Consider the following 24,760-nt stretch of genomic DNA (forward strand, 5'->3'; position numbering starts at 1 on the left):
AATGCTGGCTGCTCTCATGAACACTTCGAGCCGGACACAGCGCATTGTCGCGCTATTGACGTCGGCTGTGGTTGCTGTCGCGTTTATCAGCGTGATCCAAATGCTCGTGGTCGGGCTCTACTCGGACTACGCGGCGATTGAAGAAAAGAGAGCGCTGCTTGGCAAGCTGAACGCAATCGCCTCCGCGGGGACGTCCGTTGAAACGCAGTTGCTTCCGCAGAATGACGCAAGTCCGATGCTCCTGAGTGGTGAGAATGAAGCCGTCGTGACGGCTGAATTGCAATCCTGGCTGCAAAACGTAATTGGCGCCGCTGGCGGACAGATAAATTCCGTCAACAATGTCAGCGAATCCGGCGAAAATGACATCAAGATGATCGGGCTCAAGGTCAATTTGTCGGGAAATATGGAGGCTGTTCACCGCACGGTCTCATCGATCGAGAGCAATCAGCCCAGGCTCTTTATCAAGGAGATAGAGGTCCATTCGAATTACCAGCAGACTTCCTCCGAGGAGAACCTGCCCGCTGAATTAACGGCTACGATCGTCTTTCTCGGCGCTTCGAATATGCCTGAGAAAACCGCTGTCGAGAACTGAGATGACCTTGCGAATCTCTGTTCTCGCTATCATGTGTCTGACGATTTTTGCGGCGTCCGTTTGGAGCAATAAGCTACAAATCGAGACATCGGCACTTCCCTCAAAATTTGCATTTGCCGGCATCGAGCTGCTGCGGGGCGACGAGAGGGGGGAGGTTGAGGGATTGCGTGCAGAAACATTAGAGACCTATTCGCGCCCCCTCTTTTCTGAAAACAGGCGGCCGTATCAGGCGACGGTAAAGACAGATATGGAACCAGCACTCCGCGTCATGGTGGAAGAGGAGCCTCCGATTCTTGAGCTCGAGCGGCCTCAATTGAAGCTGCTTGGAACGGAACACACCTCACAGCTGCCGAGTGCCTTGATTGCCCTGGAGGAAACCGGAACGAGTTCATGGTTTCGAAAGGGTGAACTTGTTGTTGGCTGGCGTATAACCAGGATCGGAACGGACGATATCGAACTGTCCAATGAAAATGACGCGAACGTAAGTTTCAATATTTCGCTTTATCCGGACAAGTGATGACGATCCCGAAGAATGACACGGAGCCCCAGGGGCGAACCAGCGGATTTGGGCTGATAACGGCGCTCATGTTCGTTCTCCTGATTGCGGCCGTCATGACGCCACTGGCTATGGTTAGCCGGGGTCAGGTCCTCGCTTCGACCTATGGCGCAAGACGCACAGCGTTCGAATTGCTTGCTCCCGGCCTTTCCCGAGTGGTTTACGCAGCTTATTCAGCGTCGCCGTTGACCACCAGCTGGCAGCGTTGCGAGGTAAAGGACAAGGTGTTCTATCTGCGAATACAAGATCAGAACGGTCTGATCGATCTGAACAGTGCAAGCAATCCCTTGCTGAAGATCGGTTTTCAATCACTTGGCCAGACGGAGGTTGATGCGGCGCTTTTCGCAGCTCGCGTCGAGGCCTATCGTGAGATTGGCAGCGCTAACAACAGCGCCAATAGCGATCCCACGTTTGTCGCCAAACATGCGCCCTTTGAAAATCTCGTGGAATTATATGATGTACTTGCTCCCTCCGTTCCGGAGATGGATCGTCTCGCGGCTGTGTTCACGATCTATAATAAGACGGACTCCGTAACTGTCTCGCACTCAAGTGGCCCTCTTCGGGATCAACTGAGACGACAAGAAAACGAGCAGCAATTTGCTGTTCCTGGCGAGCTACCTTCGGGGCATGCCGAAATCTCGTTCGCCGAATTCAGGGCTGGCGAGCCTTTTGGGTTTCTGGCGAAAATCATGATGGCGCGGTCCACCGAACCGGACGCGCCTGCGAAAATTATGCAGAGAGACATTACTTTTGCCGGCCTGGAAACTTTGGGCCTCGAACGGCAGGACCCGATGCAATGCCCGGAGATCCTGAGAAGAGTGACCGAAAGCCTATGAAGCAAAGGAACGAGCCTAAGACATCGCAGAGTGCTTTCGTCGAATTCTTGAGGAACAACGACGTCTTGTCTGTGGAATCAGCCCAGCGGATCCTCTCTGCAATCCGGACGAGTGCTCTGCCTTTTGACGTCGTCGTCACCGAGCTTGGTTTGTTGACCGACGGCAATCTCGCGGACTGGTTGCGAACGTATTTCTGTGTACCGAAGGCATTGCTTCCCAAGCCCTTTTTTCCTGTCGCTGACGTGGAGAATTATGACCTGGAATTTGCAAAAACGCGGGCGGCAATCCCCATTGGCTTCGAAAACGATGAACTCCTCGTCGCGTTCGCCAATCCGCTCGAGAACGACCTGGTCGAGACCCTGGAGTATTATTTTAATAAGGATATTGGAATCAGAATCCTCCCGCGAAAAGAGATTTTGGCGGCCATTGATGAGATTATTGCACGTTCCGAGGTGACTGCGGCAGGTGACGGCGGTTCCACTGAACATGTAACCTTTGACGACGACATTGATCGGTTGAAGGATATCGCCCTCGAGGCACCCATCATAAATTTCGTCGCGAAGATGGCTCAAAACGCATTTGATGCGGAGGCAACCGATATTCACATCGAGCCGTTTTCGGATCGTGTTCAGATTCGCTACCGGCGCGACGGCGTTCTATCCCGCAGTGAAACGGTTCCAAAAACGATGTTGTCTGGCATCGTGACCCGGATCAAGATTTTGTCCGGCCTGAACATCGTCGAGCGACGCCTGCCGCAGGACGGCCGTATGCGTCTTGCGATCCGCGGCGCCGAGATAGATTTTCGCGTGTCGATCGTCCCAAGCATGCATGGCGAAACGATTGTCTTGCGTCTGCTTAGAAACCTGAACGTCTCGACCGACCTGTCAGCCTTGGGCTTCGACGACGAGGCCCGCCAGAAGATTTTCCAACTAGCGCAGTCATCGAACGGAATGGTCGTTGTGACCGGTCCCACAGGCAGTGGCAAAACCACCACTCTCTATTCCCTGGTTAGTTTACTCAACAAGGAGGGGGTGAAGATATTCACCATCGAGGACCCCGTGGAATATCAACTTGAAGGCATCACGCAACTTCAGGTGAATTCGGCGATCTCCCTCGACTTTGCGCGCTCCTTGAGATCCGTACTAAGACAGGATCCCGATATTATTCTCGTGGGAGAAATTCGCGACAAGGAAACCGCGCAGATCGCCATACAGGCCGCGCTGACTGGGCATCTGGTACTGACGACATTGCATACCAATACAGCCGCTGGAGCTTTCACGCGTCTGCGGGATATGGGTATTGAAGAGTATCTGATTGCATCAACAATCCGGGGTGTGATCGCTCAGCGCTTGGTTCGCGTATTTTGCCGGTCCTGCAATGAGGAAGACGCAGCGGAATGTGCCACCTGTCGCGGCACACGCTATTCGGGGCGCACGGTGATCTACGAGGTTCTGGAAGCCGGAGAACGCCTCTCGACACTTCTGGAGGCCGGCGCAGCGGAGCGCGACATTGTCGAGCAGGCCGTCGCAGACGGCATGACAACACTGGCGGTATGTGCCTCCAGGCTGGTCGAGGTCGGCGTCACTTCAAAACTTGAGGTTTCAAGAGTTCTTAACACGGCGGCTGACACGTGATCAGATTTTCATATCGTGCCTACGGGAAAGACGGGAACGAGACGAAAGGCTTCATTGAGGCTGGAAGCAGACTGGAGGCAGCACGGCTCGTTTCAAAGACAGGCCGCAAACTGGTGGACTTGAGGGAAGAGACGGGAAGCCTGGGCAATGCGTCCAAAATCTGGGCAAACGTCACCGCCCGGCGTTCTGTCAGTTTCCATCGCCTGTTTTCCGAACTCACCATTCTGCTGCAAGCGGGGTTCACCATTGACGCAGCGCTCAGGGCAATCGCCGCAAGTCAAAAGGGGAAAGAGGGCCTTGCCCAAGTTGTCGGATCGATAGGGTCGGGCAGTTCATTTTCAGAGGCTGTCGCGAAACTTCCTGATGCCAATCCCGCCGTGGTCGCTTTGTTGGTCAGTGGTGAGCATAGCGGGCGGCTGGACGAGGTCGTGTCGGTGCTCGCGGCAATGTTTGAGGAGGAGAAAAAGCGAAAGGCCGAAGTTCTCGAAGCGCTTCTCTATCCTATCTTCCTCGTGATGATGATGATGTTTGCTGTTGGCATAATCATGTTCGCCCTGGTGCCGGCGATTGATCCGGTATTCGAAGGGATTGCCGAGAAGAGGCCAATCTTGATTTCTGCGCTCTCCGCAGGCCGGCTTTTGTTGTTGTCCTACGGCTGGATCATTCCAATCGGCATCCTTTCGGGCGGAGCGGCTATTCTATTCACTCGCAAAACGGCCGCCGGGCGAGATGCAGTGTCCTTCCTGTGGCTTAAAATGCCCTTGTTGGGCCCTATCAGCGGTGCACGAGGCTGCGCACGATATCTACATGTCCTCGGAATCCTTCTTGCGAATGGTGTTCCGATGAAAAAAGCCTTGGAACTCGCGGCCACGTCCTGTCCTGTTGCAGCCTACCGCTCGAAAATGACGTCTATCAGGAGTTCGGTAACCGCAGGCGTTCCCTTTCGAAAAGCTGCCAGGGAGGCAGCCCTATTTGACAGCACGAGCTTGTCGCTCATCGAGATGGGGGACGAGGCAAACAAATTGCCGGACGCGCTTAAGCGAGCGGCATTTTTGCTGGAAACTGAGACCAGTCGTGATATCCGGCGAATGCTGACGCTGCTTACTCCCGTGATCACAATTGTCATGGGCGGCGTGATCGGCGGGATAGTGATCTCCGTTATGGATGCGCTGCTCAGCATCAATAATCTGGCCGTCCAATGACAGTTTCTCCGGTCCCCGCCCAACATGCAGCGGGCTTCAGCCTGATAGAAATGCTGGTCGTTCTAGCGATTGTCTCAGTGGTTGCCGGTATTTCCGCAGTCTCCGTGCAACAGGTTCGAAACGGCAAATCTGCGCACGCATATGCGCGTGATCTGTCGGAAAACCTGACTGCTCTGCGGTATCGAGCCATGAACACAGGACGAATTCAAACCTTAGAAATCAATATTGAACAGAAGACATTCTCAGATACGGCGAAAACACCCACTATCGTGATCCCAAGCACCTGGACAATGTCGGTTACGATAGGCCGGGCAATCGCGCAGCCAAAGACGGTTCCGAAAATCACGTTTCTTCCTGATGGCACATCGTCAGGTGCTGAGATCACCTTGGTTGAACCTGATGGGGATACAGCTTATGTCCGTGTCAACTGGTTGACCGGGCTGACGGAATACTCCGATCATGCATTCTGACAGCGCCAAGGACAACGGCTTTACGCTTTTGGAAGTTCTGGTGGCTTTCCTAATCCTGTCTGCAGCCCTTGTGGGGGCAAACCAATCTCTCTCCTATTCGCTTCGCTCCTTTGCTTCCGCCAGGATGTCCCGCGCCGCGGATCGCGTTGCCGAGGAGGTCTTTGCCGAACGTCTCAGTTTGTCGAGTAACTCTGGCGAGCAAAGCGGCGTTGCCGCAGACGGTCTCAAATGGACGCTAAAACTGGACCCCCTCGCTCTAAAAGATGGAAGCACCGAAGTGCTTGCCGAGAAATTGACGGTGGATGTCGCTGCGCCAACCGGTGGTCGCATCATTCGCCGCTACGTCACTTATCGTTCCGTCCAAACGAATGAAGACGACAATGCGCAATAAAGCGGGGCGGGAAACCAGCAGAAGCTTTCTGTTGCGACTGTTAAACAGACGAGCCGATGGTGGCGCTTCCCATTGTCCGGTGGAAGCGGGCTTCACTCTTGTTGAAATGCTTGTGGTGTTGGTTCTTAGCGCGGTGATGGCGGCAATGATGGTCGGTGGCATCCGACAGATGCAGATCTGGGCCCAACTGGAAAAAAGGCAATCCGCTCAGTCCGCATTGGAGGCCGTTGCTGATCACATGTCTGGTGAATTGGCTGGCGCGCTTTCACTGCCGCTCCTTAAGCGTGACGGAGATGAGTTTACGCCAATGACCGGCTCTTCTGACAGCATTCGTTTTGTGGCGGTGATCCGAACGGGTTTTTCAGCCAGCGCCCTTCGAGAAGCTTCTTATTCTACCCAATCCTCGCCCACGGGGGCTACTTTGATGCGAAAATCCCAGGAGCATCGATTACCGCCGGAAGGCGAGAAATTGCAGGTGCAATCCGAGGAACTGTACAAGGGAATAGGCAAGCTGAAATTTGGTTATCTGACGCGAGATAGCGAGAATAAAATGATCTGGCTCGACACTTGGGCCAAGCAGGTAAACCTCCCCATCGCCGTGCGGATCGAACTTGCTGATGGTTTTGGCCTCAGTGTATCTCGTACGGTCTCTTTGATAAATTGACGATGATGGATTTCCGTAGAAAGGCACCCAGACGTTTCCCAATGCCTCACCTGACCCTGGAGTTCTTCGATTGCGTTCTATCGCCCCCTCCTCATGAGTGTCGGCAAAAGAAATCATTGTTCGGAGAAGGCCCTGGACATACTGTCTGTGATTGGTTTTGCAATGTAACTGAAGAACGTTCTTTCCGCTGTTTGAATCATTATCTCGACGGGCATGCCAGGCGTTGGCGCGAAACCATGGACCCTTGCGATTTCTTCAGAAGAAATATTGATCCGGGCAAGATAGACGTCATGCTCTGCCAAGCCTGTCTTGCTGTTTTGCACTGCATCCGCCGAAATATAGAATACGGTTCCTTGCAGCACCGGTGTTGTTCGCTGGTTTAATGCGACCAAACGTATGGTGGCGGTCTGTCCGAGCTTCACGCTGTCGATGTCGTTGCGGGATATCTGCGCTTCAATGATCAAAGGCACGCCCGCAGGAAGTATTTCGAGAATCGCCTTGCCGGTTTCGATCACGCCGCCGGTCGTATGGTAATGGGTACGGACAACAGTACCGGAAACGGGCGCATTGATCGTCGCGCGCTGGAGCACATTTTCGGCTTCGCGCAATTGTTCGCGAACCGCATCGCGTTCACCTTGTATCGATTGCAGTCGTTCGAGAGCTTCTTCCCGATAGACACCTTCCGCCCGCAGGATTTCTTGTCGTCCTTTTACCAACTGCGCTTGTGTCTCTGCTATCTCTGCCTCAAGCCTTCCGATCTGTCCCTCGGCCTCGGCAATCGCGCGCTGTATCGCCTTCACCTCATTTGCACGCACCAGTCCTTTGGCCAGCAGGGCCTTCTTGCTTTGATGCTCATCCCCGAGCAGCTCCAGCTGCCGCACGGTCGCATCACGCTGCCGTGTGTAACCGATCTCGCGAAATTGCAGAGCTTTTATGTTTTGCTCAAGCAGGGAGAGTTCGCTGGAAAGTTTAAGCTGCTGCGCCTTGAAATTGAGTTGCTGGCTGACGAGGATCGACCAGACATCTTGGTCGGCACGATGCTCGTTCAGCAAGCTCGAGATGTCGAGAACATCGGCGCGCTCGAATTGCGCCGTCAGACGCGCCGCTGTCACGTCCAATCTCATGCGGCGCAGAAACAGCTCCCGTTTTTTTGCCAGCGCCGCGGTCTCATCGAGCCGGACCAGCGGCTGATTTTCGGTGACCTGATCTCCCTCGCTGACGAGAATTTGCTTGATGATGCCGCCCTCCAGGTGCTGCAAAATCTTGTTCTGGCCTGTGGCAACGAAACTGCCCTGCGTGATGACAGCAGCCGCGAGGGGGGCTGTAGACGCCCAGGTCCCGAAACCACCGAATGATACGCCCAACAGCACCAACCCGACTGTCGTCTGCTTCCAGATCGATCTTGGAACATCAGCGTACCATTCTATATCGTGGACCTTGGCGATGTCAGACATACGGGCCGTCTCCTACTGCAATTGATGACCGAAGGCGCCGCCCTCGATGTTTATGCCGCGAGTTTCCAGCGCTTTCAAAACGTCGATGCGCATGCCAAACAGCGCCACCGTTCCGTTCACCAGCAGGAGTATCTTGTCCACGCCTTTGAGGAGCGCGGGCCGCTGGGTGATGGTGACGACGGTGATCTTTTGCTCCTTCGCATGCTGGAGGGCCCGAACGAGTGCAGCATCGCCTGCATTGTCGAGGTTCGAGTTGGGCTCATCCAGCACCACCAGATGGGGATCTCCGAAGAACGCGCGGGCGAGGGCGATACGTTGCTTCTGGCCGCCGGAAAGGGGGGAGCCATCGGCAGCGACCACCGTCTCATACCCGTGTGGCAGGGTCGCGATCATCTCATGAACGTCGGCCAGCATCGCTGCCCGATAGACCTGCTCATCTTCGGCGTCCATCCTCATCCGGGCTATATTTGCCTTGATCGTGCCGGGGAAGAGTTGCACGTCCTGCGGCAAGTAGCCGATATTCTCGCCAAATTGGCGCTGGTCCCAGTTGCGCAAATCCATCAGATCCAGTCTGACATTTCCGGAGGTTGGCAGGATCGATCCCACAAGCATCTTGCCCAGCGTGGTCTTTCCCGCGCCGGAGTTGCCGATAACCGCCAGCGAATCTCCAGGCTGCAGAGCGAATGAGATCCCGTTGAGCACGACACGCTTGGTCCCGTGTGGCACGTAAAGCAGCCGTTCGACGTCAAGGCGTCCTTCGGGCTTCGGCAAATTGAGACGGTCGAAATTGAAGGGCGAAGCCTTCAGCAACGCCGCTATCCGGCCATAGGCGGCGCGTGACTGGCTGAATTGATTCCATCCCTCGATTGCGCCTTCAATCGGCGCGAGTGCGCGACCGGCGATTATCGATGAGGCGATTACCATGCCGCCGGTCAATTCGCCCTCAACCGCGAGATATGCACCCCAGCCTAGCATCGTAACCTGGGTTAAAAGCCGCGTACCCCTTGAAATCGCTGAAATCGCGATATTCCTGTCCTGGGCTATGACTTGCGCCTTCAGGGAGGCGGCGGTGTCCTTTCCCCAGATTTGCACTGCCTCCGGTATCATCGCCAGCGCATTGATGATCTGCGAGTTGCGCGTCATCGAATCCAGGTGAAGATTGGCCTTCACCTGAGCCGTGTTTGCATCTGCGAAGGGTGTGGCCGTCATGCGCTGGTTTATCTGCGTGAGAATGAGAAGCAGGATCGCTGTCGTCACGACGATAAATCCGAGATGCGGATGAATGAGGAAAACAGCGAGAAGAAAAACAGGCGCGATCGGCGCATCAAGAAATGACAGCAGCGTTCTCGATACCAGAAAAGAGCGAACCTGCTGAAGATCGCCGAGGGTCTGGTACTCTCGACCATTGCTTTGCAGCGAAGCGCGGGCTGCGGCGCTCAGAATCGGCGCACCAAGTTGGGCGGCAACCTCCACCGCCGTACGCATCAGGACGAAACGCCGCAATGCGTCGAACATAGCTTGCAAAATGATCGCGCCAACGATCACGACCGTCAACATGATCAGAGTGTCGATAGACCGACTGGTCAGAACGCGATCGGAAATCTGGAACAGATAGATCGGGATCGCCAGGACGAGTATGTTACTCGCGATCGTGAACAACATGACGATCATCAGGTTGTGCCGTACGGCATTGATGCCTGCCTTGAGACTGGTAGTGAAGTCGATCGGCCCCAGACGCTTGTGGAACGTGCCGCGTCCTTTGCCCGATCCTGTGCCACTGCCACCGGAAAACGGCTTGCCACCCAAGGGAGGACCGGCCGTAATAGGACCACAGTCGCCCTCAACGATCTTCATGCCATCGGCTGCCTTGGCTTCTGGCACGCCGCGTGCCGACAGCTCAGACGAGGCCTTGCTAACCGGCTCCAAGGGGACGCGGCCTGCCCCCTGAGGTGGTACAAACCTGTTGGGGACCTCATATGACGGTTGTATTGGCTCGCCCGCCGCCGCGGACTGCTGGCGGGATATGTCTGCTTCTGGCGCAGGTCGGCCCGTGCTGGCGTTCAGGCATTCCTCCACGGCACGCTCGAATTTCGCGCATGCTTCCGCCGTAGTGTCATATGCGCCCCGAGCGGTGCGTGTGTCCTCTGTCTTCGCCTCCATAGGTCCGGTCGGGACGGCAAGGCGATTGCGAATGTCAAACATTCATCCCCCTAATGTCCAAGCACGGTGTTCACCCCGTCATCCAGGTGCGCATCGTATTCTGCTGCAATGTAAGGCTCGGGCGCCGCCACATCGGTTGGCTCCAACATTGAATCGTCGAGGAAGAGCACGGCCTCGTTGACGAGCGCGTCCGCATCGGGGCTGCCAAAGTCAGGCTGGCGCGATATCAACTCGGCTTGATAGAGTGTCTCCTGGGAGTATTGATCGCCACCGACATAGGTCCTTCCGAAGGAATCGAGGTCGACGATGACGGCATTGTTCAAGAGCGCGTTGGAACCCGTCGAGACCGACCATCCGGCATCGAGATGAGGGGCGATCGCATTCATCGCGAGCGCGATTTGATCACTGTCGCCCAGAATGTTTGTCTGCTGGATGGACTGAAGTTTGAGGAGGTCGCCCCTGACATGGAGGACTTGCAGCCCTTCGAGGCCTGCGAACGCGTCCTCCGAAAGCACCTTATGCGAAATATTCCTGCTGCCGCCTGCCAGCGCATTTGCGGCGTCCAGATACTGTTTCGGTAACGCATCGAACCGGTCCGGATCTCCGATATTGGCGATGTGGGCCTGGTTCCAGAGGAGGTTTGCGGACGAGGAGACCGTGCCCTTTCCGGTGGTGTGGAAACCAGACGCGCCGCCCACGACGTCGTTGTCGAACAAGACATTCAGTTGTTGAATGATGTTTGCATCATAGACCGACCCTCCAACGATAATCAGGTCGTAGGCAAAGCCCAGTTCGAAGATGGACGTGTGATTCACGCCAAGATTGTCGCCGCTCACAACGCTTGTCGTGACGCCGGACGACGAGAGAATTCCGACATCGTTGTCGCTCATGAAGATGAACTGCTCCAGCCAGTTCACGATCATGAGGTCTCCCTCGATCTCCGTGATGGACCAGTATTGCGGATAGTCGCCGGCGCTTGCCGGATCTGTATCTGGTTCCCTGGAGGCGTCCAAACGCTCGAACGTTGCGCTGTTGAACAGCTCGTTGGCGTCACCGGTCGTCGGTTCGCCGACCGCAGAGGTGATCGCATCGACGTCCCACAGCGCGTTGATCTGGACAATCGCATTCACCTCGACATGGTCACCGACGACTGCAGTCACTGTCCCGCCGGTCCAGAAGCTCTTCAAGACGGCGTCGTTGACCAGGGTGTTTCCGCCGGCTTCGAGTTCGACAGAAGCCTCGATGGCGGCTGTCCCGTCCTCGATCGTCCAGGTGTTGGACCCTAGATCGTCTTCGGATTCCTCCTCCGCGCCATCGAACGAGTGGTAGTCCTCAAGCTTGGGCGCCTCGGCAACCAGTTCACCGTTGACATACACGCCTTCGATGGTCTTCGCCGTCGTGAACACCTGCATGGCGTCGCCTGCACCGGGTTCGGCGGCGTCAAGCTGACTAAGGGTTGTCTTGATGACCGCGATGATTTCCGCGCTCGAACCGGGTCGCTCCAGATCGCCGATGGGCGATAGCGAGGCTGCGGCTTCTGCGCCTTCGAGCAACTCGAAGTTATCGATGGGGTCTGGGGAAAAGACGAGGCCGTGCCCGCCAACACTAAAATAATCATTGTCGGAAAGCGCGATGGCCTGATTGAGATGATTGACGACCGATCCGGGAGGCTCGATCTCCGGCGGAATAAATTTCGTCGCCCCGTGTGAGTTCGTGATCTCATGTTTCGGCCAGTTGTACTCCGTATTGCCGGGGACGTTTCCATCGGCGCTTTGGGGAGGTGGTGTGCCCTGGAACCCCGTCGGCCGCGGATCGAGATGCCAAGGCTGAGGCTTAGGCGACCGGTAATCGAGTCCGGGCTCGTAACCCAGCAACTCATAGGGCGCCGCGAAATCAGTTTCGATAACCGGAAGCGGATCCAGTTCGGCCTTGACCGGATTGAAGGAGAATTGGTGATATGCCTCCCGGAAGCGAACGTCTTCGACGCTGACATGGAAGACACCAATGAAGTGGGCGATCTCTTCGGTGATCTTATCCAACATCGTCACGGCACGAGCTCCCCGGTCAATCGCCGCCGCGACGCGTGGTCTGGCGGCATGAGGTAGCTGCGCAGGACACCTGCGCAGCCGAGATTGTGTTTCACAATCGGTTGAGAGCCTGTTTGCTCTTATGCGTCATCGTCCCCATCTTCTCCAACCACCGAGCTGGTGAGGCTGCCACCGACCACGGTCATATCGATCGCGTTCTGTTGCAGGTTGGCACCCATCACGATTTCCTGGTTGAAGGCGTTGGTTTCGATGACGGCATCAGCTGTCGCCGAGCTCGTGCCGGTGACGAAACCGTCGTCACCATTGCCAGAGCCCCACGAACCACCGTCGCCAGCACCGCCATAGCCCGTTGTGGCCACTCCGCCTGCACCGCCTGCACCGCCGTCTCCGCCATAGGCCCAACCGCCGTAGCCGTCACCGCCAAAGCCGTCGGCCCATGCGCCGCTCAAAGCAGCGCCGCCGTCTCCGCCGCCAGCCTCAGCCCAACCGCCATAGACGTCGCCGCTCGTGGCGCTGCCAGTGGCCGCATCGCCGCCGGTCCCGGCTCCACCATTGCCGCCGTCGCCGCCGGTGCCCGTGCCGTTGCCCGTACCGGTGCCGGTGCCGGTACCGGTGCCAAGAGCGTCGCCACCGCGGCCGCCATCACCGGCGTCCGTAGCACCTCCGCCTGCACCGCCTGCGCCGCCGTCGCCTGCACCACCGCCGGCACCTCCAGTGTTGCCACCGCCGGCACCGCCTGTGGCGTCGCCGCCATTATTGTCGACGATGACAGGATCAATCAGACCTAGAACAGCGCCAATGCCGGTGTTGGCTGCGCCGCCGGTGGCATCACCACCGTCTCCAGCGTCAGACGCATCGCCGCCGTTGGCGTTTCCGGCGTCTCCACCGCCGGCGCCGTCGCCAGCCGTGTTGTTGCCGCCATTGCTGCTGTCACCGGCAAAGGCTAAGCCGGCACCGAGTCCGAGGCCAAGCCCCAGACCGACGCCAAGGCCTTCGGCTCCGTTTCCACCGCGGCCACCGTCACCGTTGCCGCCGTCGGCGCTGCCGCTTGATGCGGCGCCGCCGGTCGCTGAACCACCGTCGGCATGACCGCCTTCACTGATTCCTCCTGCCGCCAGACTGACGGCCAGACCGCCACTGCCATTGCCACCGTCGCCGTTGCCGCCCGTGGCGTCACCGCCGCGTGCGCCATCGCCGCCATCCGCATCTGCGTCATTGCCGCCATCGCCGCCTGAGCCACCGCCGCTGATGCCGTCGGCAGCCGATGCCGATCCGCCATTGGCATTGTTGTTGAGCTCGAAGGAGCCGTCATTGCTGACCTCGGCGTTGTCCAGCTGATCATTATCCTGCAGGTTGGCGACCTGGTTGATGACGTTTGCGACGTCGTTGCCAGCGCCGTCCAGGGCGTCGTTGAGAATATCGTCAAACCTGATGTTGAACACACCGTCGATGGAGCTGCCACCGCTGACATCGATGTCGGCGAAGTCGTCGTCACTCGGCAGGTAGCCTTCCAACCCAACGTCCACGGTCACACCAACATCGACGGTCGTGGTGTTGACGTTTTCGTTGGTGTTCTCGCTGGTATTGAGATTGGCATTGCCATTCAGGTTGCCGTTACCGTTAAGGTTGAGATTCCCATTGCCGTTCAGATTGCCGTTACCGTTTAGGTTGTAGTTCTCCGATTCACTGCTCTGGGATTGTCCCTGTCCCTGTCCCTGTCCTTGTCCCTGTGCCTGTTCCTGGTCGTCGTCGTAGAATTTCAGATCGTGGTTATTCCTGAACTTGTCCGACATTGTCGTGTCCTTGTCTGGATCCGCGACAGCTTGACCGTCATTCATCTTCTGTACGGTCTTGGCCACGCAGAGGTTGAAATTGAACTAATACTCGAAAAGCGGACGTGCATCGCAAGACCGCTTAATCCTGCTTGCATGATCGTGATCTGTTGATTGAAGGATCCTCCCAGAAATGTTGGTGAGAGGGCTCGGCTGATTAAGGCTCGCTACACTGAGCCGACGCATCCCCAAGCGGCCCTTTAGACGCAAGCCGCAACCCGAAGACTGGGGACATTACCCGGGGAATGTAAGTTGCTATTTAGAGCTAGTACCCCCACTACGCGTGGGTTCTACGGTGGGACGAGACGCGTTAGCGCGCCCTTACAGACGACCGCCTCCATCCATGGGGAACTGAGAGCTGCGGGTCGCCGGTTATCGAAACGCTATTGCCCGCCGGTGCGGAGGAGAAGTGCGCAGGCAACTGAAAACCGCGTTTTCCTGATGGGACAAAGATACTTAAATGTTCCGATGGAGAGGTTCCGTGCCGCGATACGTGTACGCAAGATCAGGGATCATGGGGCATGGATTACCGTGCGACAGGTCTGCCCCTGGCTTCAGTCAAGTATTTTCGGGCAAAGTGCCCCAAAAGAGGTAGATCCTGTCACTGGCTGCCTCTTAGTGCTGATCTCTGCATCAGTCTCTCAGAGGGCGGGCGAACGCCGACTGGGGTAGTTCCTTCGGTCTATTCCCAACCGAGGCTCTTTGGTTTACGGTTTTGAGACGGTGGATCGAGCACCCGCACTCTGTGATACCACATCCGGGGAGGCAAGCTAAATGATGCATACTGCGCCTCGCGTACAAGACGTCAACGCGGATCGAATGGCGTCTTCGAGGACAGGGCCTTATCTGCGCGCGCTTTTGTCTCTCGGCTCTCCTGATGTCCTATCCGGAGCGGCGGCGGCTATCGAGCGGGAATTTCCTTGCCTGAATGTGGAGCATGCCGCTCACTCGCCGGACGGCCGCCTTCATTCGAGCGACGGTCTGGTGCCAAGCGGCAATGCGTAAGTTCCAGGACATCCTGCTCCTGCTGGGGCAATTGAATTATACTTGGACAAATACCGAAAGCCTCCTGATTCATATGATCGCCGGGCTGGCCTTGTCGGACAAGGAGACGGCAATCGTCATCTTTCTCACGCTGAATACTCCTCGCGCGCGGATTGATCTCGTGGAGCGTCTGGCAAAGATGCAAAAAACGCCAGCTGGTTGCCGAAACGATATCCTGGACGCGACAAGGCGCTTGTCCGAGGAGGCAAAGCTCCGAAACAAGTATAATCACTGCATCTATTCATTTGATCCGGACAGCGGCCGGGGACTTACGCAGTCGATGCGGATTTTCGAGAGCAGGGACGAGATAAAATACGGCAAGATCGAAGAGCTTGATGATCAGGAGATCAACCGGATCAAGGCGAGCATAAAGTCCTTGATTGACATCAATCAGTCCTTTTGGAGAATTACTGAAAAATATGGGTTTCCCAAATAGAACGTGTGCAAGAATGTGAATGAGCGAGCGCCTATGCCGCACGAGCATTAGCGACATTGAACCCCGCCGCCTTTTGCACGACCGACGCGTATCTGCGCCCCCGTCGGCCAGGTGAGGATGCGCGGCAATTGGGAGTCGGATCCTTGCGCAACGGGCGGAACCATCTTTTCAAAGTCCCTTCACTCTTGAAACTTGACCATGCTCCCGCCCCCCGTCGCCTGATCGGTCGGAAAGACTTCGATCCGCGCGACATCGACGAAAATCGGAAGCTCGATGACGTTGGCGATGATGGCGGCGATATGATTGGGCTGAATGGGACGATAGCCATCATAGAGCAGCGCCTGTGCCTGCTGTTCGGCGATTGCGGTTCGGTAAAGGTCGGTCTGGACGCGGCCCGGAACAATCTCGCTTACGCGGACAGATGTTCCCAGAAGATCACAGCGCAGATTGTCGCAAAAGAGGCTCAATCCCGCCTTGGACGGCCCATAGGCACCCATGGAAGGAAACGGGGCCCGGCCGCCGCTGGATCCCAAATAGACCAGGTGTCCGCGCTTTCTCTCCACCATTCCGGGAAGGAAAGCGCGCGTCAAATGCATCGGCGCCTTAAGGTTGATATCGATCATTGCGTCGATCTCGGACGGCTCGATCTCATGAAACGCAGCGCGCGTGGAGAGAATGCCGGCATTGTTGACGAGGATGTCGACATCAACACCCGAAAGCTGCTGGACGATGGCGGCCGTGTCGCGTACATCCGCCCGGACGGGTATTGCGCCGCAAAGCTCGCTCAATTCCTGCAACGAAGCATCGTCCCTGCCGACAGCGTGGACCGTCAGTCCCATTTCGCACAGCTTCACGACAGTGGCCCGGCCGATGCCACTGGTTGCGCCGGTTACGACGGCAACCCGGTAGGGAAGAGGCTCAGACATAGATATAGCCCCCGCTGATGACGACGTTCTCACCAGTTGCATAGGTGTTGCGGCTGCTCGCCATCATCACGATCCATTCAGCCATTTCGGTTGGCTCTGCCGCTCTGCCAAGCGCACTTGCCTTGGCAAGCTCGGGCAGAAAGCCGAGCTCCTTGGCCCTTTCGGTGGCAAAGCCAGCCGGCGCGACGGAGTTGACGAGGATCTGATCCGTCGCGCACTCCTGAGCGAAGGATTTGGTGAGGCTGACCACTGCTGCTTTCGTTGCCGCATAATGCGCATTCTGCGGATGTGCCTTGAAAGCATCCACCGAGGTGATGTTGACGATACGTCCGGTCACATCAGGCACATTCACGAAATTGCGCATGTGAAGAACCGCAGCAACCATCATATGGTATGTGCCCTTCACGTTCACCGCATTTTCCAAGTCCCATTCCGCGTCTGTAATCTCCAGGATCGCCTTGCGCGGATAGATAGCAGCACTGTTGATCAGTGAATGAACGCGACCAAGCTGATCTGCGACCTGCGCAAATGCGCCATGCGCGCTTTCCTTGACGGAAATATCGGCGCTGGCGACTGCCACCTCGGCGCCGATTGACTGAAGAACCGTGGAAGCGTCTGCCAGAAGCTTTTCATTCTTGTCGATGAGGCCGATCCTGGAGGCGCCGCGCTCGACCATGATTTTGGCGGTTGCAAGGCCGAGGCCGGACGCTCCGCCGACGATAACGACAGTCTGTCCCTTCATTGTTCACCCTTCGCGCATTGTGTTTCACTCATTTATTGGTATGTTATCACTTATATGCAAAGTAGCAAGCCTATGTTCATGAAGTCATTTTTGCGGAGAGATGAATGGTCCCGTATCTGGCCCTTGAGAGCAATACGCCGCAATCGACCAAGGCTTTTTTCGAAAGACTGCGTCTCAGCGGCTATCTGGCTTGCGAAGACAGGCCGTCGCTTGCCCGAAAGTGGCATGATATGTGATAAGTGCGGTGAGGTGGGCAGGCTAAAGGGACGGATTCGAAAGTGGCATTGATAACCCAACGGGGCAATCTTGCGGAAATCGTGGTGGCAGAGCTCTCGGCGCGCATTGAGTCCGGTCTCTATGGGCCGGGTGACAAGCTGCCGTCGAGCGCCCAGCTTTGCGACGAGTTTGGCGTCAGCCGGACGGTCATCCGGGAAGCGGTTGCATCGTTGCGCGTTGCCGGCCGGTTGACCGCGCGGCAGGGTGCCGGCGTATTTGTCTCCGAAAAGGACACCAAGACGCTCAATTTCGAGATCAACCGGATCGACGATATTCGCTCGGCCATGCAGATCCTGGAATTGCGATTGGGTGTCGAACTGCAATCGGTCGCACTCGCAGCGGCGCGTCGAACCCCTGAAGCTTTGGCCGAAATCGCGCGTGCCTATGACTATCTTGAAAATCTGAACACGGATGATGCCGAAGTTGAAGCGCGCGCGGATTTCGACTTCCACCTGGCAATTGCCAAAGCGACCCGAAATCCGCATTTTCCGCAATTCCTTGAGGCGGTCATAGGGGAGATCAGCTTCGATCTCGTGCTCAAGCACCGTCAATCCTCAGGAACCTACCAAACCTATCTCAAGAAGATCAACAAGGAGCACGCGGCCATTCTGGCGGCAATAACCCAGGGAGATGTCAAGGGCGCCAAGAATGCGCTGGCCCAGCACCTCGAAGAAAGCCTTGTGCGATACCGGGCCATGCTTGAAGAATCGTTGCCCGCTGAGATAGCCGATTGAAAGCCCGGCCAAATATGTCGCCGCATTTCGCCCACCGGCTTCCGATTCAAAGGCAGGTGCCATTCATGACTGGCAGTTGTTTCTGGCGGTCGCATTCACAACGAGGCGACCGCCGCTTTGGCTCGCAATTTACTTGCCGCTGGCCAACGCGTGCTCGCGGATCTGGCTGAGACTCATTTTCGCGGTCAGTGCTTCCGGATCGATGCGAATCTCGATGAGCGCCGGTTTTCCGGAACTCTCGGCCCTTTCGAACGCAGAAGCGAATTCTCCGGTGGTTTCGACAATTTCGCCGTGAAGGCCATAGGCACGTGCAAGAGCCGCAAAATCGGGGTTGGTCAGCTCTGTACCGGACACTCGGCCCGGATAAGTCCGCTCCTGGTGCATGCGGATCGTGCCATACATGCCGTTGTTGATCACCAGAAAGATGACGCGCGCGTCATATTGCATGGCGGTTGCCAGTTCCTGACCGTTCATCAGGAAGCAGCCGTCGCCGGCAAAGGCAACCACCGTGCGCTCCCGGTTGGTAAGCTTTGCCGCGATCGCAGCAGGCACCCCATACCCCATGGAGCCGTTGGTGGGGCCGAGCTGGGTGCGGAACGTGCGGTATTGATAGAAGCGATGCGCCCACGCGGAGTAGTTGCCGGCGCCGGTTGTCAGGATTGCGTCCGGGCGCAGATGTCCGCGCAGCCACGTCATGATGTCGCCCATCTGAACCGCACCCGGCGTCTGGAGATGGACCAGATTTTCGCGATAGTCCGCATTTGCCTGCTTGGTCCACGCCGCCCAGCGCGGATGGGCAATGGGAGCAAGCCCCTTCGCTTGCCGGGCAAAGGCCGTGACGCTGGCGTTGATTGGCAGTGTTGCGTGATAGACGCGACCGAGTTCCTCGGCGCCCGCGTGAACATGCACAAGCGTCTGTTTCGGCACAGGGATATCGATGAGGCTGTAACCACCCGTCGTCATCTCGCCGAGTCTTGCTCCAATGACAATCAACAGATCGGAATTCCCGATGTGCTGGATGAGCTTCGCTCCTGCAGCAAGGCCGAGATCGCCCGCATAATTGGCATGGGTATTGTCGAACAGATCCTGGCAGCGGAAAGAGGCTGCGACGGGAAGCGACATGGCTTCGCTGAACGCGCGAATGTCGGCCACTGCCTGGGACGACCATGTGCCACCGCCCAGGATCATCATCGGCCGCTCGGCGGCTTCGAGCCGGGACCTTAGTTCCTGCAACTGTTCTTCGCCGGCATGCATTTCGACCTTCTTGTATGCGGGGGCGTCCTGCACTTCCACCCGATCGGTCAGCATGTCTTCCGGCAGGGCAACGACGACGGGTCCCGGCCGGCCATTGACGGCGCGGTGAAAAGCCTGGCCGATCAGTTCGGGGATACGGGATGCCTCATCGATCTGGACGACCCATTTGGCCATCTGGCCAAACATGCGGCGGTAGTCGACTTCCTGAAAGGCCTCCCGTTCCACCTGGTCGCGGGCTACTTGCCCAATGAACAGGATCATCGGTGTCGAATCCTGGAACGCCGTATGCACGCCGACGGATGCGTTCGTCGCGCCGGGCCCGCGTGTCACGAAACAGATGCCCGGCTTGCCCGTCATTTTGCCGTAGGCTTCGGCCATATAGGCAGCGCCACCTTCCTGACGGCAGACGATCAGTTCGATGTCATCCCTGGCATCATGAAGGGCGTCGAGGGCCGCGAGATAGCTCTCGCCCGGAACGCAGAATGCGCGCTCGACACCATGGATGCGCAATGCGTCGATCAGTACCTGGCCGCCATTGCGGCCTTTGGGACCGTTTGTCATGTTTCCGTCCCCAATTTCGTTGTGTTTCAGATGACCGAGTCTTCGAGGAACGGCCTGTTTGCGATAACGCGCTCATACCCGAATGGCCTAAGGTCCAACGTGCGGAATTTGCCGTAGGTCACGAGCTCGCTGAGCGCACGGCCCATTGCCGGCGATTGCTGCAGGCCGTGACCACTGAAGCCGTTTGCGAACAGGAAATTGCCGACGTCGGGATGCGGGCCCAGAACGACATTATGGTCCAGCGTGCAGAAGTCATAATGGCCGGCCCAGGCGTTGGCCACTTTCAAAGCTTCGAAGGCGGGTACGCGCTCGGCCAGCACGGGCCAGATCTCCTCTTCGAATTCGTCATGCATGATGTCGAAATCATCAGGATCAACTGCCGGATCGTTCTTCGGATAGGTCCCCATCAGGTAGAACTGCCCTTCGGGACGGAAGAAAACGCCGCTGGGGTCGATCGTCAAAGGGACGACGCCTTCGAGCGGGGTCGGGCAGGAGACGACGAAAAGGCTGCGGCGGCGCGGTTCAACCGGAATATCAAGACCCGCCATCTTGGCGACCTGCGCGCCCCGCGTGCCGGCGGCATTGATAAAGGTGCCGCAGGAAATCGTCTGTCCGCCCTTGGTGGTGACCGAGACGATCCGGCCGCCTTCCCGATTGAGACCGATGACCACGTCCTCGATATATTCGGCACCGAGCGAGCGAGCCTTCTTGCGAAAACCCTGCATCAAGCCGGTGTTGTCGAACCAGCCTTCACCTCTCTCACCATAGCTCCCAAGTGTCAGCCCATCGGTATTCAGCCAGGGAAAACGCCGCTTCATCTCGTCAGGCTCAACGAGCGAAATCTCCGCGCCACACGAGGTCTGCGTGATGTGGTTACGCCTCAAAACCTCGCGGCCCGCGACATCGCCTGCCAGGAAAAGATATCCATTTTCCTTGAAGCCGAGATCGACCTTTTCGCCATCGACGCTGACATGCTTGTCGAAATCGCGGATGAAATCCGATCCGAACTGGGAAATCCTGACGTTGATCGCATTGGAGAACTGATGCCGGATCGAACTGGAAGAGAGCGCCGTTGCCGAGCGGGCATAGCTCCAATCGCGCTCGATCACGAGGATCGACCCTTTGAAGTCCGGGTTTGTGGCAAGAAAATACGCGGTTGCGCTGCCGATGACCGCGCCACCGACGATGACGACGTCATATGCGGTTTTCAAGGCTGGCATGACAGACCTACTTATCCTTTTGATCTTCGAAATGGCCGGCAGCCGTAAAGCTTCCGCCCTGGTAGCGCACCGCGGGATCGTTCGGGTCACCCTGGCTTGTCGCGGCGAAGACCTTGTCGCGATAATCGTCGGCACTGTCCTGCGGCTTGTAACCAAGGACGGCCGCCGTTCGATTGTCCCAGAATGCTTCGCTGTTGTTGGACATGCCATAGGCGACCATGAAACCAACGCGCGGTGCCGACAGGCTTTTCTCGACGAGCTGGCGGCAGTCGCGATAGGACAGCCATGTGATCAGGTGGCGGCGATCGGTCGGTTCGGGGAAGCTCGAGCCGATGCGCAGGCTGACGGTTTCGATACCGAATTTGTCGAAGTAGTATCGCGCAAGATTTTCCGCGAACGTCTTCGATACGCCGTACAGGCTGTCCGGCCGCGTCGGAACGTTGCCATCGATCGTCTGCGTGCGCTCGTAAAAACCGATCGCATGGACAGAGCTGGCGTAGACAATACGATTGACGCCATGCTGCCGGGCTGCCTCGTAAATATTATAGCTTCCGACGATATTGGCATTCAGAATGGTTTGCCAGGGCCCTTCAAGGGCCTGGCCGCCCATGTGGACAATTGCGTCGCAGCCTTTCACCGCGGCCGAAACGGCATCGAAGTCTGCAAGATCGGCAGGCGCGTCTTCCTCATGCGCGGCAAGGTTTTCGCAAGACTGTCGCGCCGAGAGGCGAACGATCTTGCCGAGCTTTGTGCCCGATTTGCGCAACTCCGTGCCAAGTGCGCCGGCTGCGCCGGTGAGCAAAGTGCGTTGGTAATCAGTCATGATACTTCCCTCAAGCTCGAATTAGCAGAGTGCGGCGAGAGCCGTTCCGATGCGCTCGATTGCGATGGACAGGTTCTCGCGCGAGGTTGCGAAGGACACGCGGATATAGGGTTCGATGCCGAAGGCAGCGCCCGGAACCGTGGCGACCTTTCCTTCCGAAAGAAGGTAGGCGGCCAAATCCGTATCGTTGGTAATGCGCGTGCCGCTTTTGGTAGAGCGGCCGATGTAAGGTTCGCATTTCGGGAAGAGATAGAACGCACCTTCCGGTGCGCGGACTTCAAGACCGGGTATCTCGGAAAACCCGCGTGCCACCAAAGCTCCGCGTGCCTTGTATTCCGAAACGGCAGCCGTCACGAATTCCTGTGGGCCGTTGAGGGCGGCGGCGGCGGCGATCTGCGAGATGGACGAGGGGCATGTCGTGCTTTGCGACTGCATCTTGTTCAGAACCCTCGTCAGGCTCTTCGGCCCCGCCGCATAGCCGAGCCGCCATCCCGTCATTGCATAGGCCTTCGAAACACCATTGATGATCAGCGTGCGATCGCGCAATTGCGGGCAGGCGATAGCGAAGGATGTGAACGGCACATCGCCGCAAACGATATGCTCGTAGATTTCGTCCGACATGACGGAAACCTGCGGATGGCGTTCCAGCACCACCCCGAGCGCGGCGAGTTCGTCATGGGTGTAGATCGCGCCGGTCGGGTTCGAGGGCGAATTGAACAGGAACCAGCGCGTCTTATCGGTGATGGCCTGCTCCAGCCGTTCCGGGGTCAGCTTGAAATCGTCCTCCACGCCACAGGCAACGATCTTCGGGGTGCCGCCGTGGAGGATGACGATATCGGTGTAGGACACCCAGTAAGGTGCCGGAACAATGACCTCGTCGCCCGGTTCGAGCGTCCCGAGAAAGGCGTTGAACAGGATTTGCTTGGCGCCATTGCCGATGGAGATTTCATCCATGGCGTAGTCGAGATCGTTTTCGCGCTTGAATTTTGCGACGATCGCGGCGCGAAGCTCCTCCATGCCATCCGGGCTTGTATAGCGGGTTTTCCCGTCACGCATCGCTGCGATCGCGGCCTCGACGATGAAGTCGGGCGTATTGAAATCCGGTTCGCCCAGGGAGAGATCGACGACATGCTCTCCGTTAGAGCGCATGGATTTCGCAGCCATGGAAACAGCCATGGAAGGCGATGATTTGATGCTGCGCGCTCGGTTGCTCTCGAAGTTCATGATGTTCATCGTTTCCCCCTTCTCAATTATGCCGGCCGTAATCGGCCGCAGCCTGATCCTCGGTGATGTATCCATTGAGGATATCGTCATCGACCAGGCCCGACGGACGGTTGGATGGGTTTCCGTAGCCGCCGCCGCCGGGAAGCTGGAGGATGAGTTTCTTGCCGTCCGGGACGACCTGCAGCCCCTTTCCGCGCAACGGAGTGCCGTCGTCGAGCGAGACAAAGCCAGCCGCTCCATCGTGGCCACCGTCGCGGCCGCGTGCCGGATGCCCGAGCCGATCGAACATCGCTGAAAAGCGGAACATGTAGCCCTCCGCTGCAGCGATCTCGATTGTCTGCCCAAGGCCGCCGCGCTGCTCCCCGGCGCCGCCCGAGCCTTCGCGCAATTCCTTGCGCCAGACGATGACCGGGCCGACGTTTTCCGTCGCTTCGATCGGCATCGTGTGGACGCCGCTCGGGAAGGCTGTTGCATTGAGCCCGTCGAGGGCAGGCCGCGCCCCGGTTCCACCGGAATTGAACATGAGAATTTCGGCGCCCTTGCCGCCGATCTGGTCGCTGACCGGACGAACGCTCATATGCAGATTCCAAAGTGCGCTTGCCCCTTCCGCCGGCACCTTGCCGGGCAGTGCCTGATGGAGCGCACCGAGAACGAGATCGGGAACGAAATGCCCGAGAACATGGCGGACTGCGACCGGAGCAGGGCGTTTTGCATTTAGAATGCAACCTTCCGGCGCAACGACGTCGAACGGGGCGAGCGAGGCGGCATTGTTGGGAATTTCGGCGGCGACGACGCACTTGATGCCGTAGCAGGCATAGGCCTTCGCATAAACGAGCGGCACGTTGATGCCGAACTTGCTCATGCCGGACGTTCCCGCAAAATCGACCAGAACGCCTTCGGGGCCGATGGTGAGCCTTGCAACGAGAGTAACGGGTTCGTCATAACCGTCGAGATCGAGGCTGTAGGACCAGCTTCCATGCGGAAGGCTGCGAAGACGCTCCAGCGTGGCTTCCCGACTATGCTTCAGGATGAAGGAGCCGATCACATCGAGGTCATCGAGATTGAACTCCGTCAGCATGTCGATCAGTCGCCGATGCCCGGTCTCGTTGCATGCCGCGAGCGCGTAGAAATCGCCAATGACCTTGTCGCTCTCGCGAACATTGTTGCGGACGATGTTCAACAGCGTGCGGTCCACCTGGCCGCGCTCGAAGAACTTCATGATCGGAATGAACAGACCTTCTTCATAGACTTCACGTGCATCGGGACCAAACCCGCGGCCACCGATATCGACGACGTGGGCTGTCGAGGCGAAATAGCCGACAAGCTTGCCGTGATGGAAGGACGGCGTGACGATGGTAATGTCATGAAGGTGTCCGGTCCCTTTCCAGGGATCATTGGTGATATAGACGTCGCCTTCGAAGATGCTCTCCGGCCCGATATCCTTGATAAAATGGGCGACGGATTCAGCCATCGCGTTGACATGGCCCGGCGTGCCGGTCACCGCCTGCGCCAGCATTTGCCCTTGCAGGTCGAAGATGCCCGCCGAAAGGTCGCCGGCCTCGCGTACGCTTGTCGAGAAGGCTGTGCGAATGAGAGTTTGGGCCTGTTCCTCGACGACGGAGATCAGGCGGTTCCACATGACCTGCATGTGGATGTCGATCAGGGATTCGCTCATGGTCGT

Annotated in this window: 21 protein-coding genes; 10 read left to right on the top strand and 11 right to left on the bottom strand. The window is 57.6% G+C overall.

The annotated features are described in order from the left end of the window. The first annotated feature begins 1 nt into the window (after position 1). From gspM to ACSQ2Z_RS25345, 8 genes are all read left to right on the top strand, one after another. Entirely contained in the window at positions 2-592 is a 591-nt protein-coding gene (gene gspM, locus ACSQ2Z_RS25310; protein WP_436083941.1) for a type II secretion system protein GspM, read from the top strand. Position 593: 1 nt separating this feature from the next. Continuing rightward, entirely contained in the window at positions 594-1,109 is a 516-nt protein-coding gene (locus ACSQ2Z_RS25315; RefSeq protein WP_436083942.1) for a hypothetical protein, read from the top strand. After that, on the top strand, positions 1,109-1,984 hold the full coding sequence (locus ACSQ2Z_RS25320; RefSeq protein WP_436083943.1) for a hypothetical protein: 876 nt from the start codon (positions 1,109-1,111) through the stop codon (positions 1,982-1,984). Before ACSQ2Z_RS25315 ends, ACSQ2Z_RS25320 begins: the two co-directional genes overlap by 1 nt. Positions 1,985-2,055: 71 nt before the next feature. After that, positions 2,056-3,618: a GspE/PulE family protein gene (locus ACSQ2Z_RS25325; protein WP_436084155.1), complete on the top strand. Its 1,563-nt coding sequence runs from the start codon at positions 2,056-2,058 to the stop codon at positions 3,616-3,618. Next, positions 3,615-4,820, top strand: a complete 1,206-nt coding sequence (locus ACSQ2Z_RS25330) for a type II secretion system F family protein (protein WP_436083944.1) — start codon at positions 3,615-3,617, stop codon at positions 4,818-4,820. The genes ACSQ2Z_RS25325 and ACSQ2Z_RS25330 overlap by 4 nt, the downstream gene beginning before the upstream one ends. After that, positions 4,817-5,290, top strand: coding sequence for a GspH/FimT family pseudopilin (locus ACSQ2Z_RS25335; RefSeq protein WP_436083945.1), 474 nt, complete (start codon positions 4,817-4,819; stop codon positions 5,288-5,290). The genes ACSQ2Z_RS25330 and ACSQ2Z_RS25335 overlap by 4 nt, the downstream gene beginning before the upstream one ends. Next, complete coding sequence (locus ACSQ2Z_RS25340) at positions 5,280-5,681, top strand: type IV pilus modification PilV family protein (protein ID WP_436083946.1); 402 nt, start codon at positions 5,280-5,282, stop codon at positions 5,679-5,681. The genes ACSQ2Z_RS25335 and ACSQ2Z_RS25340 overlap by 11 nt, the downstream gene beginning before the upstream one ends. Next, positions 5,671-6,345 (top strand): prepilin-type N-terminal cleavage/methylation domain-containing protein, encoded by a 675-nt coding sequence (locus tag ACSQ2Z_RS25345; protein WP_436083947.1) that lies wholly within the window; start codon positions 5,671-5,673, stop codon positions 6,343-6,345. The genes ACSQ2Z_RS25340 and ACSQ2Z_RS25345 overlap by 11 nt, the downstream gene beginning before the upstream one ends. A gap of 113 nt (positions 6,346-6,458) precedes the next feature. On the opposite strand, the gene ACSQ2Z_RS25350 is transcribed toward ACSQ2Z_RS25345, so the two are convergent. From ACSQ2Z_RS25350 to ACSQ2Z_RS25365, 4 genes are all read right to left on the bottom strand, one after another. Continuing rightward, entirely contained in the window at positions 6,459-7,799 is a 1,341-nt protein-coding gene (locus ACSQ2Z_RS25350; RefSeq protein WP_436083948.1) for an HlyD family type I secretion periplasmic adaptor subunit, read from the bottom strand. Between the two features lie 12 nt (positions 7,800-7,811). Further along, the gene (locus ACSQ2Z_RS25355) at positions 7,812-10,001 is read right to left on the bottom strand and encodes a type I secretion system permease/ATPase (protein ID WP_436083949.1); all 2,190 of its coding nucleotides are present in this window, start codon (positions 9,999-10,001) and stop codon (positions 7,812-7,814) included. Between the two features lie 8 nt (positions 10,002-10,009). Then, entirely contained in the window at positions 10,010-12,001 is a 1,992-nt protein-coding gene (locus tag ACSQ2Z_RS25360; RefSeq protein ID WP_436084156.1) for a hypothetical protein, read from the bottom strand. 125 nt (positions 12,002-12,126) lie between these two features. Further along, a complete protein-coding gene (locus tag ACSQ2Z_RS25365) occupies positions 12,127-13,800 on the bottom strand; it encodes a hypothetical protein (RefSeq protein WP_436083950.1) in 1,674 nt (557 codons plus the stop codon). A gap of 1,036 nt (positions 13,801-14,836) precedes the next feature. On the opposite strand from ACSQ2Z_RS25365, the gene ACSQ2Z_RS25370 reads away from it, so the two are divergent. Continuing rightward, positions 14,837-15,319, top strand: a complete 483-nt coding sequence (locus tag ACSQ2Z_RS25370; RefSeq protein WP_436084157.1) for a hypothetical protein — start codon at positions 14,837-14,839, stop codon at positions 15,317-15,319. Between the two features lie 179 nt (positions 15,320-15,498). On the opposite strand, the gene ACSQ2Z_RS25375 is transcribed toward ACSQ2Z_RS25370, so the two are convergent. Continuing rightward, entirely contained in the window at positions 15,499-16,245 is a 747-nt protein-coding gene (locus ACSQ2Z_RS25375) for an SDR family oxidoreductase (protein ID WP_436083951.1), read from the bottom strand. Further along, positions 16,238-16,987, bottom strand: a complete 750-nt coding sequence (locus ACSQ2Z_RS25380; protein WP_436083952.1) for an SDR family NAD(P)-dependent oxidoreductase — start codon at positions 16,985-16,987, stop codon at positions 16,238-16,240. Before ACSQ2Z_RS25380 ends, ACSQ2Z_RS25375 begins: the two co-directional genes overlap by 8 nt. A gap of 278 nt (positions 16,988-17,265) precedes the next feature. Between ACSQ2Z_RS25380 and ACSQ2Z_RS25385 the strand changes: the two genes are divergently transcribed. Continuing rightward, a complete protein-coding gene (locus tag ACSQ2Z_RS25385; RefSeq protein WP_436083953.1) occupies positions 17,266-17,997 on the top strand; it encodes a FadR/GntR family transcriptional regulator in 732 nt (243 codons plus the stop codon). Between the two features lie 129 nt (positions 17,998-18,126). Here ACSQ2Z_RS25385 and ACSQ2Z_RS25390 read toward each other — a convergent pair whose 3' ends face one another. The 5 genes from ACSQ2Z_RS25390 to ACSQ2Z_RS25410 are packed head-to-tail and all read right to left on the bottom strand — an operon-like array spanning position 18,127 to position 24,754. Next, positions 18,127-19,812, bottom strand: coding sequence for a thiamine pyrophosphate-binding protein (locus ACSQ2Z_RS25390; RefSeq protein ID WP_436083954.1), 1,686 nt, complete (start codon positions 19,810-19,812; stop codon positions 18,127-18,129). Positions 19,813-19,838: 26 nt separating this feature from the next. Next, complete coding sequence (locus tag ACSQ2Z_RS25395; protein ID WP_436083955.1) at positions 19,839-21,032, bottom strand: NAD(P)/FAD-dependent oxidoreductase; 1,194 nt, start codon at positions 21,030-21,032, stop codon at positions 19,839-19,841. A 7-nt stretch (positions 21,033-21,039) separates the two neighbouring features. Then, positions 21,040-21,855 (bottom strand): NAD-dependent epimerase/dehydratase family protein, encoded by an 816-nt coding sequence (locus ACSQ2Z_RS25400; RefSeq protein ID WP_436083956.1) that lies wholly within the window; start codon positions 21,853-21,855, stop codon positions 21,040-21,042. A gap of 21 nt (positions 21,856-21,876) precedes the next feature. Continuing rightward, on the bottom strand, positions 21,877-23,088 hold the full coding sequence (locus tag ACSQ2Z_RS25405; RefSeq protein WP_436083957.1) for a pyridoxal phosphate-dependent aminotransferase: 1,212 nt from the start codon (positions 23,086-23,088) through the stop codon (positions 21,877-21,879). 13 nt (positions 23,089-23,101) lie between these two features. Next, on the bottom strand, positions 23,102-24,754 hold the full coding sequence (locus ACSQ2Z_RS25410) for a hydantoinase B/oxoprolinase family protein (RefSeq protein WP_436083958.1): 1,653 nt from the start codon (positions 24,752-24,754) through the stop codon (positions 23,102-23,104). Between the last annotated feature and the right edge of the window lie 6 nt (positions 24,755-24,760).

The sequence above is a fragment of the Pararhizobium sp. LjRoot235 genome (assembly GCF_964254145.1).
Lineage (GTDB): Bacteria > Pseudomonadota > Alphaproteobacteria > Rhizobiales > Rhizobiaceae > Pararhizobium.